The following is a 13,304-nucleotide window of genomic DNA, read 5'->3' on the forward strand; positions in this document are numbered from 1 at the left end:
AGCGGAAGGGGGGAGTGGACCCGCGGGGGTGCGAGGAAAGGGGGATGATCCGCCCGCGGGCCACAGGGGTGTCCGGCCGGAGCCGGCTCGGTCAGGGGGATCAGGCCGCCAGCGGCAGCTTCTCGGCGAGGAGCCGGAGCCGCAGGGCCTGGAGCTCGGCGGTCAGCTCGGGCGGCAGCCGGTCGCCGAACCGCGTGAAGAACTCCTCCGTGAGCGCGCACTCCTCCAGCCACGCCTCGACCGGGACGGAGAACAGCTCCTCCTTCTGGGCCGCGGAGAGCAGCAGCCCGTGCGTGTCGATCGCGAGCGGCAGGTCGCCGAGGGGGCTCCGCCGCGCCTCCGCCAGCCCCTCCAGGCGGCGGACGAGCCACTGCAGCACCCGCGCGTTCTCGCCGAAGCCGGGCCAGAGGAACTCGCCGTCCGCGTCCTTCCGGAACCAGTTGACCTGGAACACGGCCGGCGCCGCATCGCCGAGCTCGGCGCCGATCGCGAGCCAGTGCGCGAAGTAGTCGGCCATGTTGTAGCCGCAGAAGGGGAGCATCGCGAACGGATCGCGGCGCAGCTCCCCGACCGTGCCCTCCGCGGCCGCGGTCTTCTCGGAGGCGACGGTCGCACCCAGGAAGACGCCGTGCTGCCACGAGGTGGCCTGCGTGACCAGCGGGACGTTGCTCGCCCGTCGGCCACCGAAGACGATCGCGTCCAGCGGCACGCCCTCGTGGGCGTCCCAGTCGGCGGAGAGCGACGGGCACTGCGCGGCCGGCGCGGTGAAGCGGGAGTTGGGGTGCGCGGCGGGCGTGCCGGACGCCGGCGTCCACGGCTGCCCGCGCCAGTCGGTCAGCCGCTCCGGGACCTCGTCGGTCAGGCCCTCCCACCACACGTCGCCGTCCTCGCGGAGCGCGACGTTGGTGAAGATCGTGTTGCCCCAGAGCGTCTGCACGGCGTTCGGGTTCGAGGTCTCCCCGGTGCCGGGAGCGACGCCGAAGAAGCCCGTCTCGGGGTTCATCGCCCAGAGGCGTCCGTCCTCCCCGCGGCGCATCCAGGTGATGTCGTCGCCCAGCGTCTCGACCCGCCAGCCGGGGATCGCGGGCTGCATCATCGCGAGGTTGGTCTTGCCGCACGCGCTCGGGAAGGCGGCGGCGACGTGGTAGCGCCGTCCCTCGGGCGAGACGATGCGGATCAGCAGCATGTGCTCGGCGAGCCAGCCCTCCTCGCGCCCCATCGCCGAGGCGATGCGCAGGGCGAAGCACTTCTTCGCCAGCAGGGCGTTGCCGCCGTAGCCGGAGCCGTACGAGACGATCTCGCGCGTCTCCGGGAACTGGGTGATGTACTTCACGGGGCTGCACGGCCAGGCGACGTCCTCGCGGGTGACGCCGTCCGCGTCGCGGAGGGGCAGCCCCACGGTGTGCACGCCGCGGACGAACGGGGTCTCCTCGGTGAAGGCGGCGAGCGGCTCGGAGCCCACGCGCGCCATGATCCGCAGGTTCAGCACCGCGTAGGCCGAGTCGGTGACCTGGACGCCCAGCTGCGAGAGCGGACCGCCGACGGGCCCCATCGAGAACGGGACGACGTACATCGTCCGTCCGCGCATCGCTCCGTCGAGGAGGGGAGCGAGCTCGGCCCTCATCGCGGCGGGCTCGCGCCAGTTGTTGGTCGGTCCCGCGTCGGCCTCGTCGGTCGTGCAGATGAAGGTGCGGTCCTCGACCCGGGCGACGTCGTCCGGGTCGGTGCGGGCCAGGAACGAGCCGGGCCGCCACTCCGGATTGAGCGGGAGGAGCGTGCCGGAGGCGACGAGCCGCTCGGTCAGGCGGTACCACTCCGCGGGGGAGCCGTCGCTCCACTCGATCGCGTCGGGCTGGAGGATCGCGGCGGTCTCGCGCACCCAGCGGCGGAGGGCGAGGGGCGCCGGCGGCACGACGGGCGCGGGGACGGACGTCGGCGCGGTCATGGTGCTCGGCTCGAGTCGGACGGTGTTGCTGTAGATGCTCATGCTGGCTCCGCTTTCGGTGGTCGTCGTCGACGGGGGTGGGGAGTCGCCGGCCGCAGCCGGGAAGAGGCCGGCCGGGCCGGGAGGGGTGCTCAGTGGCGCCTGAAGCCAGGATGGAGGAGGATCAGGAGGTATTCCCGGCGCTCAGGCGGTCAAGAAACCGCCTTTTTGCGCTTCCGTCACAACCGACCGCTGGAGCTCGCCGTGACCGATCCCTCGACACCCGCCCCGGGCTCCGACGCCGTGCTGCTCGGGCAGCGCCTGCGCCACTTCCGCACCCGGCGCGGACTGACCCTCGGGCAGCTCGCCGAGCGCGTCGACGTGTCGGGGAGCCAGCTCTCGCTGATCGAGACGGGCCGCCGCGAGCCGCGCCTCTCCCTCCTGCAGCGCCTCGCGGCCGCGCTCGGCGTCGAGCTGGCGGCGCTGCTCTCGGACGAGCCGCCGAGCGAGCGGGCCGCGCTCGAGATCGAGCTGGCGCGCGTGCAGAAGGGGTCGCTGTACCGCTCGCTCGGCCTGCCCGAGTTCAAGGTCAACAAGGGGCTGAGCACGCCCGTGCTGGAGGCGTTCCTCGGCGTCTACCGCGAGCTCGCCCGTCGCCGGAGCGAGGCGAGTGCCACACCGGAGGAGGCGCGCCGGGCCAACACCGCCCAGCGGCTCCAGCTGCGCGAGCGCAGCTCTTACCTGCCCGAGATCGAGGAGGTGGCGGGCGAGATGCTCCGCACCGTCGGGCACCGCGGAGGAGCACTGACCCACAGCTCCGTCTCGAAGATGGCCCGGCACCTCGGCTTCGAGATCATCCACGTCGGCGACCTGCCGCACTCCGCCCGCTCGGTGATCGACCTCGCGAACGGCAGGATCTACCTCCCGCCCGCCTCGATCCCCGGGGGTCACGGCCTGCGGGCGCTGGCGCTGCAGGCGATGGCGCACCGCCTCCTCGGGCACGAGCGGCCGGTGACCTACGCCGACTTCCTCCGCCAGCGCCTCGAGATCAACTACTTCGCCGCCGCGTGCCTGATGCCGCTGGAGCCGGCGGTCGCGTTCCTCCAGGAGGCGAAGCGCGAGCGGGACATCTCGGTGGAGGACTTCCGCGACGGCTTCGGCGTCACCCACGAGGCCGCCGCCCTGCGCTTCACGAACCTGCTCACCTCGCACCTCGACATCCGGATGCACTTCCTGCGGGTGCTGGGAGACGGCTCGATCCAGAAGGCCTACGAGAACGACGGGCTGCCGCTGCCGACCGACGTCACCGGGGCCGTCGAGGGCCAGGTGGTCTGCCGCTACTGGTCGGCGCGCTCCGCGTTCACCCGGACCAACCGGACGACGGAGTACTACCAGTACGTCGACACCCCGGCGGGGACCTTCTGGTCGGCGTCGCAGACCGGCACGACCGCCACCGAGGAGTTCTCGATCACCGTGGGCGTCCCGTTCGCCGAGGCCCGCTTCTTCCGAGGCCGCGACACCGACCGCCGCGAGCTCTCCCGCTGCCCCGACGAGTCCTGCTGCCGACGCGCCCCGTCGGAGCTCGCCGCGCGCTGGGACGGCAACGCCTGGCCGAGCGCGCGCCTGCACGCGCACGTGCTCGCGCCGCTGCCGTCGGGGACCTTCCCCGGCATCGACGACGCCGAGGTCTACGAGTTCCTCGACGCGCACGCTCGCGAGTCCTGACCGCTCCCGCCTCACCCTTCCCCTTCCACGAGATGCCACTTGTGACGGTCTCCTCCGGCGTGTCGCCCTCACAGGTGGCATCTCGCAGGAGGGGGTGTGGAGAACGCGAGCGGGGTGGGCGGCGGATCGGGCACCCTGCGGGGCATGAGCGAGCAGCAGCACCCCGGGGTCATGAATGCATCGACGAGCGGGCAGTCGCGACACGGTCTCGTCCGGGACTACCCGGTCGCCGAGTTCCGGGGAGCCCGTGCAGCGCTTGAGCCGGCCGATGTCGACGAGCGGATCGCCGCGTTCTCCGCTGTGATGCGGCCGGGCGAGTTCTTCTCCCACGGCACGGCAGCGCATCTGCTGGGCCTGCCGGATCGGCGGATGACCGCGACGAGTCCGCTCGACGTCTCGGTCGCTCCTCCGATGCGAGCCGCCCGACGGGTGGGCGTGCGGTCACACCATCTCTGGGACGAGGCGGTCGCCGTGGTGCAAACGCGATACCCGGCAGCCGACCCCGCTTCGACCTTCTGCCACCTGGCCGACTCCCGCCGTCTCGACGAGCTCATCGTCCTCGGCGACGCGATCGTCCTCCCTGATGACGAGGGACGCAGGCGCGGCCTGCGGGTCGACCTCCCGGTCCTCACGGAGCGTGCAGCTCGGTTCCGCGGGCGTGGCGGCCGGCGAGCACGCGAAGCAGCGGGCCACCTCCGGGTCGGGGCGGAGTCGCCCCGCGAGACCCTGCTGCGGCTCCTGCTGGTCAGGGCCGGGCTTCCCGAGCCGGAGCTGCAGGTGGAGCTGTCCGATGCCGACGGGTGCTTCGTCGCTCGGGTCGACATGCTCTACCGGATCGCGCGCGTCGTCGTCGAGTACGACGGTGACCACCACCGCACCGATCGTGCACAGTACGAGCGCGACATCGCCCGGATCGAAGCGATCGAGGCCCTCGGCTACCGGGTCGTCCGAGTGCGGGCCTCGGGCATGCTCGACCCGGACGCCACCGCCGCCCGGGTCCGCCGCGCGCTCGCGCTCTGACGACCCTCGCGAGATGCCACCTGTGCTGGCGACACGCCGGACGGAAGCGTCACAAGTGGCATCTCGCGGCGGGGGAGAGGGAGGGGAGCGCGGACGTCAGTCCGAGATGAGGGCGCGGGCCGTGCCCTCATCGAGGATGAGGTCGGTGATCAGGCCCGCGGCGAGGGCGCCGCGGAGGCCGGGCAGCTTGGAGGCCCCCGAGACCACGCAGATCCGGCGCGACGCGCGGCGCACGGTGGAGAGGTCCGGACCGCTTGCACGTTCGTTCATGGGGATGTCGTCCCAGCTGCCGTCGGACCGGTAGAACACCGTCGCGACGTCGCCGACGACCCCGGAGCCGCTGAGCGAGGTGAAGTCGCTCGGCTCCAGGTAGCCGCCGATGTAGACCTTCGAGGGGACCGCCGCGAACGGCGACCCGAGTCCGAACAGCGCCACGTCCATCCGCTGCTGCAGCTCCAGGACCCGTCGGGTGGAGCGCTCGCGCCACACCGCCTGCTTGGTGGTCGGGTCGTCGAAGAACGCCGGCACCGGGAACTGCTGGACCTTCGCCGCGTAGGCGTCGCCGAAGCGGCGGAGGATCTCGCTCGAGTAGTTGATGCCCGTGGTCTCGGTGTTGCCGGCGCCGTTCAGCTGCACGATCTGCGTGTTGTGCGTCTCCTTGGCGATCAGGTGGCGGCTGATCGCGCTCATCGTGGAGCCCCAGGCGATGCCGACGATCATGTTCGAGTCGATGAACTGCCCGAGGATCCTCGCTGCGGACAGGGCGACCCGCTCGAGCCGGTCGATCTCGCTGGTGTGGTCCGGCACCGGCACGATGTGCGCCGTGATGTCGAAGTGGGACCGCACCTCGGCCGAGAGGGCGCTCGCCCGGTCGAGGGGGGAGCGGATCTGGATGTCGACCAGGCCGGTCGCGCGGGCGTGCGAGAGCAGGCGCGAGACGGAGGAGCGCGACGTGTGCAGCTCGTGCGCGATCGCGTCCATCGTCAGATCCTGCATGTAGTACAGCTGGGCCGCACGAAGCGCGTCCCGCGTCTTGTCGGGATGGGTCGCGTGGGTCGTCTCGTCGAGTTCGACGACCGGTCTCACCGGGGTCATAGCGCTCCCTGCACGGATTTCCACCCGTCTTGACCGGATGTGTTGTCGGGTCAAGGATGACTGTATTCCTCCGCGAAATCAATCGGTCATCTCCCCGGTGCACGCTGGTGCGGAGGCCTCGACGACACCCCTACGACACGAAGGCGAGTACGAAGTGGCACAGTCCGACGGAACTCCCGGAAACTCCGCTCTGCGCGAGAGCGTCGCTGCTCTCCGCGACAACCCCCGCGCCACGGTCCTGGTCATCGGCGGTGGCATCAACGGCATCGGGACCTTCCGCGAGCTCGCGCTCAACGGCGTCGACGTCGCCCTCGTCGAGCGCGGCGACTACGTCTCCGGTGCCTCGAGCGCCTCGAGCCACATGATCCACGGCGGCATCCGCTACCTCGAGAACGGCGAGTTCCGACTCGTCAACGAGGGCGTGCACGAGCGCAACGGCCTGCTGAAGATCGCTCCCCATTACGTGAAGCCGCTGCAGACGACGATCCCGATCTACTCGACGTTCTCGGGCATCCTCGCGGCTCCGCTGCGCTTCCTGACCCACAAGTCGGGCAAGCCGCAGGAGCGCGGCGCGCTGCTGATCAAGGTCGGCCTCACGATGTACGACTTCTTCTCCCGCGACGGCGGCACGGTCCCGCGTCACCAGTTCCACGGACGCAAGCGCTCGCTGAACGAGCTCCCCAAGCTCGACCCGAAGATCAAGTACACCGCCACCTACTTCGACGCCTCCGTGCACGAGCCCGAGCGCCTCGCGCTCGACGTGCTCCACGACGCGCTGATCGGCGGCAGGAAGGCCCGCGCGGCCAACTACGTCGAGGCCGTCGGCGCCGACGAGAAGGGCGTCGTCCTCCGCGACCGCGAGTCCGGCGAGGAGTTCACCTTCGCGGCGGACGTCGTCGTCAACGTCTCCGGACCGTGGACCGACTTCACCAACACGGCCCTCGGCACGTCCACGAAATTCATGGGCGGCACCAAGGGCTCGCACATCGTGCTCGACAACCCCGAGCTGATCGAGGCCTGCGAGGGTCGCGAGATGTTCTTCGAGCACAGCGACGGACGCATCGTCCTCATCTACCCGCTCAAGGGCCGCGTGATGGTCGGCACGACCGACATCGACGCCGACCCCACGAAGCCGGCGGTGTGCACGGAGGAGGAGATCGACTACTTCTTCGAGCTCGTCAACCACGTCTTCCCGGCCATCCGCGTGGACCGTTCGCAGATCGTCTTCAAGTTCTCCGGCATCCGCCCGCTGCCCCGCCACGACGACGAGGCCCCGGGCTTCGTCTCCCGCGACTACCGCATCGAGCCCTCGACGCTCCCCGGCAACGGCTCGCCCGTGCTCAGCCTGGTCGGCGGCAAGTGGACGACGTTCCGCGCCCTGTCGGAGCACCTCTCGAACGAGGTCTTCAAGCGGATCGGCGTGACCCGTCGCGTCTCCACCGTGAAGACCCCCATCGGAGGCGGCAAGGGCTTCCCGCGCACCGACGCGTCCCGCGCGCAGTGGATCAGCCAGCACCGCTCCGGGCTCTCCTCGGCCCGCACGGGCCAGCTGCTCGAGCGCTACGGCACCCGCGCGCAGGAGGTCATCGAGGCCCTGGCCGACGGACACGACGAGGCGCTCGACTTCGACAAGGACTTCACCACCGGTGAGATCCGCTACCTCGCCCAGCGCGAGAGCGTGGTGCACCTCATCGACCTGGTGATGCGCCGCACCAACCACGCCTTCACGGGCGGCCTGAGCCGCGAGCTCCTCGAGGAGCTCGCCGAGCACACGGGCGCCGTGCTGGGCTGGGACGACGCCGCCCGCGCGTCGGAGGTCGACGCGACCATCGCGCACCTCAAGGAGTACAACGGCGTCGACGTCGGGGGCACCTCGGTGCAGACCCCGACGGCCGTGCCCGCCTCCTGATCGGCGATCAGGCGCGGATCGACGGAAGCCCCGGACCGAGGATCACCTCGACCGGGGCTTCCGTCGTGACAACGCACAAACGTGCACGCGCCGTTCCTTGTCGCTAGGACAGGGCGCCGATAACTTCACACCGTCGGGCATCGAAGCCCGCCGCGGATGCCTGTGCGCGTCCGTCTTACGAAAAGGAAAAGGTCAACGTGGACAATCTCGGAGTGGTCTTCCTCGCCGAAGTCGTGGGAACGGCCATGCTCGTGCTCCTCGGCTGCGGTGTCGTCGCCAACGTCGCGCTCGTGAAGAGCAAGGGTCTCAACGGCGGAACCCTCATGGTCAACATCGGCTGGGGCTTCGCGGTCTTCGCCGGTGTGATCGTCTCGTACAACTCGGGGGCGCACCTCAACCCCGCGGTCACCCTGGGCCTCGTCGCGAGTGGAGCGACCGAGTTCGGTTCCGGCGTGCCCGTCAACATCGTCTCGATCCTCGTCTACATCCTCGCCCAGATGATCGGTGCGATCCTCGGTGCCGTCTTCTGCTGGCTCGCCTACAAGCAGCACTTCGACGAGGAGCCCGACGCGGCCAACAAGCTCGGCGTCTTCTCGACCGGCCCGGCGATCCGCTCGTACGGCTGGAACTTCGTCACCGAGGTCATCGGCACTTTCGTCCTCGTCTTCGTCGTCATCGGCTTCGGCGGCGGACGTCAGGGCGACGGCGGTCTGGCCGCGCTCGGCGCGCTGCCCGTCGCCATCCTGGTGATCGCGATCGGCGCCTCCCTCGGCGGCCCGACCGGCTACGCCATCAACCCCGCCCGCGACCTCGGCCCCCGCATCGCGCACGCGCTGCTGCCGATCAAGGGCAAGGGCTCGAGCGACTGGAGCTACGCCTGGGTGCCCGTCGCCGGCCCGATCGTCGGTGGAGTGCTCGCGGGCCTCGCCTCGCTCGTGCTGCTCCCGGTCCTCTAGACCGCCGCGCTTCCTTTCACCCCCGTTACGAAGGAGTAATCATTCATGGCTGACTACGTCATCGCTATCGACCAGGGGACCACGTCGTCCCGCGCGATCATCTTCGACAAGAAGGGATCGATCGTCTCCACCGGCCAGAAGGAGCACGAGCAGATCTTCCCGCGCGCCGGCTGGGTCGAGCACGACCCGATCGAGATCTGGAACAACGTCCGCGAGGTGATCGGCCAGGCTCTCTCCCGCGCCGACCTGACCCGCCACGACATCGCCTCCGTCGGCATCACCAACCAGCGCGAGACCGCTGTCGTCTGGGACAGGACGACCGGCAAGCCCGTCTACAACGCGATCGTCTGGCAGGACACCCGCACCCAGTCGATCGTCGACCGCCTCGCGGGTGACGAGGGCGCTGACCGCTTCAAGTCGATCGTGGGCCTCCCGCTCGCGACCTACTTCTCCGGCACCAAGATCGTCTGGATCCTCGAGAACGTCGAGGGTGCTCGCGAGAAGGCCGAGGCGGGCGACCTGATCTTCGGCACGACGGACACCTGGGTCCTCTGGAACCTGACCGGCGGCATCGACGGCGGCGTCCACAAGACCGACGTCACCAACGCCTCCCGCACCCTGTTCCTCGACCTCGAGACCCTCGAGTGGCGCGACGACATCCTCGAGGCCTTCGGGGTCCCGAAGTCGATGCTCCCCGAGGTCTGCTCCTCCTCCGAGGTCTACGGCCACGTCGAGTCGTCGTCGCTGCTGCGCGAGGTCCCGATCGCCGGCATCCTCGGCGACCAGCAGGCCGCGACCTTCGGCCAGGCGGCGTTCGACCCGGGCGAGGCGAAGAACACCTACGGCACCGGCAACTTCCTGATCTTCAACACGGGCACCGAGATCGTCCACTCGAAGAACGGTCTGCTCACCACCATCGGCTACAAGCTCGGCGACGGCGAGGTGCACTACGCGCTCGAGGGCTCGATCGCGGTCTCCGGCTCGCTGATCCAGTGGCTGCGCGACAACCTGGGCCTCATCGGCTCGGCCCCCGAGGTCGAGGCGCTGGCCGCCACGGTCGAGGACAACGGAGGCGCGTACTTCGTCCCCGCCTTCTCGGGTCTGTTCGCCCCCTACTGGCGCTCCGACGCCCGCGGAGCCCTCGTCGGCCTCACCCGCTACGTCAACAAGGGCCACATCGCCCGCGCCGCGCTCGAGGCGACCGCCTTCCAGACCCGCGAGGTCCTGGACGCGGTCAACGCCGACTCCGGCGTCCCCCTGCAGGAGCTCAAGGTCGACGGCGGAATGATCGCCAACAACCTGCTCATGCAGTTCCAGGCCGACATCCTCGGCGTCCCGGTCGTCCGACCGGTCGTCGCGGAGACCACCGCGCTCGGAGCGGCCTACGCGGCCGGTCTCGCGGTCGGCTTCTGGGAGAACCTCGACGACCTGCGCCAGAACTGGCAGGAGGACTCGCGCTGGACCCCGCAGATGGACCAGGACGAGGCCGCCCGCCAGTACCGCCTCTGGAAGAAGGCCGTCACCAAGACCTTCGACTGGATCGACGAGGACGTGCAGTAGTTCGTTCCGCGGCAGTCCCTGCCTGCCGCGGCGCGGTCGGCTCATCGAGGTGGTCGCGTCTCGGGGAGCGGGTTCCGTCCGGTTAGGGGACAACGCTGACACGCGTTCTCCCCGTTCGCCTCGTGCGGCGAGCGGATGACGTGAGTCCGTTCACGGTGAAGCGCCCTGTCCGACCCTCGGGTCGGGTGGGGCGCTTCGTCGTTCCGACGACGGCGCAACGGGTATCGCAACGGGGTGGTTCGGGGACACCCATGCTGGTCGAGTGGTCGCCGCAGACGGCTCATCGAGACCCGGCAATTCGGACCTGCATGCTGGTCGCGTAGTCGCTGCAGGCGGCTTATCGAGACCCGGACCGGGCGGGGCCTCAGTCCGCCGACAGCCCGAGCTGCGCGTCCAGCTCGTCCAGGGAAGCGATCCGGCGCACGCCCAGCTCGACCGCCTCGGGCGGCAGCTCGCGGCCGTGCTCGGGACCGCCGACGCGGTCGAGCCAGACGCCGCGCAGGCCTGCAGCGGCCGCTCCGACGGCGTCGGTGCCGAGCCGGTCGCCGACGTAGAGGGCCTCCTCCGGAGAGACCCCGAACCGCTCGCAGGCGATCGCGAAGATCCGCGCGTCCGGCTTGGCGACGCGGACGTCGCCGGAGGCGATCACGTGCTCGAAGAGACCGGAGAGGCCCGTGCCCTCGATCTTCCCCCGCTGGAAGTCGAGCACGCCGTTGGTGATGACGCCGAGGCGGACTCCGGCGGCGTCGAGCCGGTCGAGGACGGGCAGCGCGTCGTCGTGGAGGGTCCAGGCGGCGACGTAGTGCTCGAGGTATCCGCGGAACCAGGAGCTCGCCTCCTCGGGAGTCAGCCCGACTCCGGCCTCCGCGGCGAAGTCCGTGGCGCGCGCCCGGCGCTGGCCCTCGTAGTCGAGCTCGCCCGCGAGGTAGCGGTGGTAGTGCTCCTCCTCGAGCAGGTGCCAGCGGCGCTGCACCTCGGCCGGCTCGCCGGCGTAGGCGGCGCCGAGCGAGGCGGCGTACGCGACGATCCCCTCCCGCACAGCGCGGGCATGGGCGAAGAGGGTGTCGTCGAGGTCGAAGAGCGCGAGCCGCAGCACGGCCGCCTCAGCGGACGCGGCGGAGGAGGCCGACGGAGTCGTAGACGGCGGCGAGCGTGCGCTCCGCGGTCTCGGACGCGCGGTCGGCGGCGAGGGAGAGGACCCGGTCGAGCTCGGCCGGGTCGGCGAGCAGCTCCGCGGTCCGCGAGCGGATCGGGTCGAAGGTGGCGGCGACCACCTCGACGAGGCCCTTCTTGAGGTCCCCGTAGCCGCGGCCCGCGTACTCCTGCTCCAGCGACTCGACGGAGCGGTCGGCGAGGACCGAGTAGATCGTCAGCAGGTTCGAGACGCCGGGCTTCGCCGCCCGGTCGAAGCGCACCTCCGACTCGGTGTCCGTCACGGCGCGCATGATCTTCTTCGCGGTCGCCTTCGGCTCGTCGAGCACGCTGAGCAGGCCCGCGTCCGACTCCGCCGACTTCGACATCTTGGCGCCCGGGTTCTGCAGGTCGAAGATCTTCGCGGTCTCGCGCACGATGTGGGGCTCCGGCACGGCGAAGGTCTCGCCGAAGCGCGAGTTGAAGCGCGCGGCGAGATCGCGGGTGAGCTCCAGGTGCTGGCGCTGGTCCTCGCCGACCGGCACCGCGTCCGTCTGGTACAGCAGGATGTCGGCCGCCATCAGGATCGGGTAGGTGAACAGGCCCACCGAGGCGGCCTCAGCGCCCTGCTTCGCCGACTTGTCCTTGAACTGCGTCATCCGGCTGGCCTCGCCGAAGCCGGTCAGGGTGTTGAGGACCCAGGCGAGCTCGGCGTGAGCGGGCACGTGGGACTGGATGAAGAGGGTCGAGCGCGCGGGGTCGATGCCCGCGGCGATGTACTGCGCGGCGGTCGCGCGGGTGCGCTCGCGGAGCTGCTGCGGGTCCTGCGGGACCGTGATCGCGTGCAGGTCGACGACGCAGAAGTAGGCGTCGAAGTCCTCCTGCATCGCGACCCACTGGGTCAGCGCGCCGATGTAGTTGCCGAGGTGCAGCGACCCGGAGGAGGGCTGCATGCCGGAGAAGATGACGGGCTTGGCGCCCGGGGTGCTGGGAGTCATGGGTGGCCTCGAGGGGTCGGTTCGCGGGGGAGAGGGTCAGAGCTCGTAGTCGACGACCACGGGGGAGTGGTCGGACCAGCGGGTGTCGTAGGAGGCGGCGCGGTCGACCTCGTAGCTGCGGGCGAGGTCGGCGAGCGCGGGCGTGGCGAGCTGGTAGTCGAGGCGCCAGCCGGTGTCGGTGTCGAAGGCCTGGCCGCGCTGCGACCACCACGTGTACGGCCCGGGCACCTCGCCCGCGAACCGGCGGCCGAGGTCGACCCAGCCCAGTCCGGCACCGGCGTTGTAGTCCGGGTCGCCCTCGGCGCCGACGAAGCGGTCGACGTAGGCGCGCTCCTCCGGGAGGAAGCCGGCCTTCTTGACGTTGCCCTTCCAGTTCTTGATGTCGAGCGTGCGGTGGCCGACGTTGAGGTCGCCCATCACCACGGCGAGCTCGCTGTGCGCCCGGATCTCGGGCAGGCGCGACTCCATCGCGTCGAGGAAGCGGTACTTCTCGACCTGCTTGGGGGTGCCGACCTCGCCGGAGTGGACGTAGGTGGAGACGACGGTGAGCGAGCGGCCGCCGACCTCGTAGTCGGCCTCGAGCCAGCGTCCGGCCGAGTCGAAGTCGTCGGCGCCGAAGGTCACGCGGTGGATCGTGGCGCGCCTGCGCGAGGCGAGAGCGACTCCGGCGCGCCCCTTGGCGGTCGCCTCGTCGTGCAGCACGTCCCACTCGTCCCCGAGGAGCCCCGTGAGGTCGTCCGTGGAGGCGCGGACCTCCTGCAGGGCCAGGACGTCGACGTCGCGCGCGGCGAGCCAGTCGCCCATCCCCTTGCGGTAGGCGGCGCGGACGCCGTTCACGTTGACGGAGGCGATGCGGAGGGTGCTGCGAGTCACCGGAGCAGTCTATTCGGAGCCGCGGAGCGGGCCGCCCGGCCGCGCTCGCACCCCGGAACGCGGAAGCCGGCGGCCGCCTCGCGCCACTCCCTCGGAGAGGGGGAGGAGCGCGG

Annotated in this window: 10 protein-coding genes; 5 read left to right on the forward strand and 5 right to left on the reverse strand. The window is 70.7% G+C overall.

The genetic code is table 11. The features are described 5' to 3' along the window. Positions 1–100 precede the first annotated feature (100 nt). Positions 101–1,945, reverse strand: a complete 1,845-nt coding sequence (locus tag C5C10_RS11835; protein WP_104329326.1) for a phosphoenolpyruvate carboxykinase (GTP) — start codon at positions 1,943–1,945, stop codon at positions 101–103. A 243-nt stretch (positions 1,946–2,188) separates the two neighbouring features. Here C5C10_RS11835 and C5C10_RS11840 point away from each other — a divergent pair, with 243 nt between their 5' ends. Together C5C10_RS11840 and C5C10_RS11845 are read left to right on the forward strand one after the other, a co-directional pair. Further along, positions 2,189–3,649, forward strand: coding sequence for a helix-turn-helix domain-containing protein (locus C5C10_RS11840; RefSeq protein WP_104223199.1), 1,461 nt, complete (start codon positions 2,189–2,191; stop codon positions 3,647–3,649). Positions 3,650–3,793: 144 nt separating this feature from the next. Beyond that, a complete protein-coding gene (locus tag C5C10_RS11845) occupies positions 3,794–4,669 on the forward strand; it encodes an endonuclease domain-containing protein (RefSeq protein WP_219813258.1) in 876 nt (291 codons plus the stop codon). A gap of 96 nt (positions 4,670–4,765) precedes the next feature. On the opposite strand, the gene C5C10_RS11850 is transcribed toward C5C10_RS11845, so the two are convergent. After that, positions 4,766–5,764, reverse strand: a complete 999-nt coding sequence (locus C5C10_RS11850; RefSeq protein WP_104223198.1) for a sugar-binding transcriptional regulator — start codon at positions 5,762–5,764, stop codon at positions 4,766–4,768. A gap of 154 nt (positions 5,765–5,918) precedes the next feature. On the opposite strand from C5C10_RS11850, the gene C5C10_RS11855 reads away from it, so the two are divergent. The 3 genes from C5C10_RS11855 to glpK all read left to right on the forward strand — a co-directional run bounded on the left by C5C10_RS11855 (position 5,919) and on the right by glpK (position 10,189). Then, complete coding sequence (locus tag C5C10_RS11855; RefSeq protein ID WP_258060560.1) at positions 5,919–7,673, forward strand: glycerol-3-phosphate dehydrogenase/oxidase; 1,755 nt, start codon at positions 5,919–5,921, stop codon at positions 7,671–7,673. A gap of 245 nt (positions 7,674–7,918) precedes the next feature. Beyond that, a complete protein-coding gene (locus C5C10_RS11860) occupies positions 7,919–8,629 on the forward strand; it encodes an MIP/aquaporin family protein (RefSeq protein ID WP_374952909.1) in 711 nt (236 codons plus the stop codon). A gap of 45 nt (positions 8,630–8,674) precedes the next feature. Further along, complete coding sequence (glpK, locus tag C5C10_RS11865; RefSeq protein ID WP_104226427.1) at positions 8,675–10,189, forward strand: glycerol kinase GlpK; 1,515 nt, start codon at positions 8,675–8,677, stop codon at positions 10,187–10,189. Positions 10,190–10,553: 364 nt separating this feature from the next. Here the strand turns inward: glpK and C5C10_RS11870 are convergent, their stop codons facing one another. From C5C10_RS11870 to C5C10_RS11880, 3 genes are read right to left on the reverse strand one after another with little or no spacing between them, the layout of a single operon-like run. After that, on the reverse strand, positions 10,554–11,285 hold the full coding sequence (locus C5C10_RS11870; RefSeq protein WP_104329320.1) for an HAD family hydrolase: 732 nt from the start codon (positions 11,283–11,285) through the stop codon (positions 10,554–10,556). Positions 11,286–11,292: 7 nt separating this feature from the next. Continuing rightward, positions 11,293–12,318: a tryptophan--tRNA ligase gene (trpS, locus tag C5C10_RS11875; RefSeq protein ID WP_104329321.1), complete on the reverse strand. Its 1,026-nt coding sequence runs from the start codon at positions 12,316–12,318 to the stop codon at positions 11,293–11,295. Positions 12,319–12,354: 36 nt separating this feature from the next. Further along, positions 12,355–13,191 carry an exodeoxyribonuclease III gene (locus C5C10_RS11880; protein WP_104329322.1) on the reverse strand — a complete coding sequence of 279 codons (837 nt, stop codon included), beginning with the start codon at positions 13,189–13,191 and terminating at the stop codon, positions 12,355–12,357. Between the last annotated feature and the right edge of the window lie 113 nt (positions 13,192–13,304).

Origin of the sequence: Rathayibacter sp. AY1A3, assembly GCF_002930975.1 — a bacterium.
GTDB lineage: Bacteria > Actinomycetota > Actinomycetes > Actinomycetales > Microbacteriaceae > Rathayibacter.

Excerpts from the sequence above, each read along its gene's own strand:
- C5C10_RS11835 (WP_104329326.1), bottom strand. The coding sequence starts at position 1,945 with ATGACCGCGCCGACGTCCGTCCCCGCGCCCGTCGTGCCGCCGGCGCCC.
- C5C10_RS11845 (WP_219813258.1), top strand. The coding sequence starts at position 3,794 with ATGAGCGAGCAGCAGCACCCCGGGGTCATGAATGCATCGACGAGCGGG.
- C5C10_RS11850 (WP_104223198.1), bottom strand. The coding sequence starts at position 5,764 with ATGACCCCGGTGAGACCGGTCGTCGAACTCGACGAGACGACCCACGCG.
- C5C10_RS11860 (WP_374952909.1), top strand. The coding sequence starts at position 7,919 with ATGCTCGTGCTCCTCGGCTGCGGTGTCGTCGCCAACGTCGCGCTCGTG.
- glpK (WP_104226427.1), top strand. The coding sequence starts at position 8,675 with ATGGCTGACTACGTCATCGCTATCGACCAGGGGACCACGTCGTCCCGC.
- trpS (WP_104329321.1), bottom strand. The coding sequence starts at position 12,318 with ATGACTCCCAGCACCCCGGGCGCCAAGCCCGTCATCTTCTCCGGCATG.